Genomic DNA, 1,608 nt, shown 5'->3' with positions numbered 1-1,608 from the left:
CCCGCACCACCGTCCCAGCCGTACTCCGAGGAGACCGCATGACCCTCTCCCTCGCCTGCGTCCTGGCCGAGTCGGCCCGCAGGCACCCCACCCGCACGGCCGTCGTCGACGGCGCACTGGAACTGACGTACGCCCAACTCTGGTCCGAATCACTCGACTTCGCGGGCCGTCTGGTCGCCGCCGGCGTACGGCCGGGCGACCGCGTCGCCCTGATGGCCCAGAACACCGCCGACTTCCCGCGCTGCTACTACGCCGTCCTCGCGGCCGGCGCCGTGGTCGTCCCCGTCCATCTGCTGCTCACCCCGCAGGAAGTGGCGCACGTGCTCTCCGACAGCGGAGCCCGGCTCCTGGTGGTCGACGAGGCGTCCGCACGGACGGGCACGGCCGCCGCCGGGATCGCCGGCGCCGCCGTGCTGAGTACCCGCGCTCCCCGCGACGGCACCACCCCGCTCACCTCCCACCTCCCGCGCCGCCCCGACGACCCGGCAGTGATCCTCTACACCAGCGGCACCACCGGACGGCCCAAGGGCGCGGTGCTCACCCAGCTCAACCTGGTGATGAACGCGACCGTCAGCGCCTTCGACACCTTCGGCGTGACCGGCCGGGACGTGGTGCTCGGGTGCCTGCCGATGTTCCACACCTTCGGGCAGACGGTCGCCATGAACACGACCTTCCGGGTCGGCGCGACGCTGGTGATGCAGCCGCGCTTCGACCCGCACACCGCACTGGATCTGATGCGGCGCCACGGGGTGACCCTCTTCCACGGCGTGCCGACCATGTTCATCGCCCTCCTGGACGCGCTCCGCGCCGGCGCCGACCGTCCGTCGGCACTGCGGCTGTGCGTCTCCGGCGGCGCCTCGCTCCCCGTCGCCGTCCTGGACGAGGTCCAGGAGCGGCTGGCACCGGTGCTGGAGGCGTACGGCCTGTCGGAGACCTCCCCGGTGGCCACCTCCAACCAGCCGGTGTTCGGCACCCGCGCCGGTACGGTCGGCCACCAGGTGTGGGGCGTGGACGTCGCCGTCGCCGCCCCGGTCACCGACGGCGAGGAGGCGGACGGGCTCCGTCTGCTGCCGCCGGGCGATCTCGGCGAGATCGTGATCCGCGGCCACAACGTGTTCAGCGGCTACCTCGGACTCCCCGAGGCCACCGCCGCGGCCTTCACCGACGGATGGTTCCGGACGGGCGACCTCGGCGTCCAGGACGAGGCCGGCTTCGTCCGCATCGTCGACCGCACCAAGGACCTCATCATCCGCGGCGGGTACAACGTCTACCCGCGCGAGGTCGAGGAGGCACTGATCCGCCACCCGGCCGTCGCCCAGGTCGCCGTCATCGGCCTGCCCCACCCCACCCACGGCGAGGAGGTCTGCGCCGTGGTGGTGCCGGCCGATCCCGCCGCCCCGCCGGAGCCGTCCGAGCTCGTCGCCTGGGCGACCGGCCAGGTCGGCCGGCACAAGTACCCCCGCCAGGTGGAGATCGTGGAGTCACTGCCCCTGGGCCCCAGCATGAAGGTCCTCAAGCGCGAACTGCGCCACGCCTTCACCCTGCGCACCCAGGCCTGACCGCCTGCGTACGGCAGCGAGGGGCGCGACGGCCGCCTCCAGCACCGTC

1 protein-coding gene is annotated in these 1,608 nt (G+C 73.3%); it reads left to right on the top strand.

Translation table 11 applies throughout. The features are described 5' to 3' along the window. The first annotated feature begins 38 nt into the window (after positions 1 to 38). Positions 39 to 1,559 carry a long-chain fatty acid--CoA ligase gene (locus ABZ641_RS36565; protein ID WP_359988840.1) on the top strand — a complete coding sequence of 507 codons (1,521 nt, stop codon included), beginning with the start codon at positions 39 to 41 and terminating at the stop codon, positions 1,557 to 1,559. Positions 1,560 to 1,608 lie beyond the last annotated feature (49 nt).

The sequence above is a fragment of the Kitasatospora sp. NPDC007106 genome, assembly GCF_040634455.1.
GTDB lineage: Bacteria > Actinomycetota > Actinomycetes > Streptomycetales > Streptomycetaceae > Kitasatospora > Kitasatospora arboriphila.
Note: the sequence above shows the minus strand (reverse complement) of the source record. Positions and strands in the feature narration are given on the sequence as shown.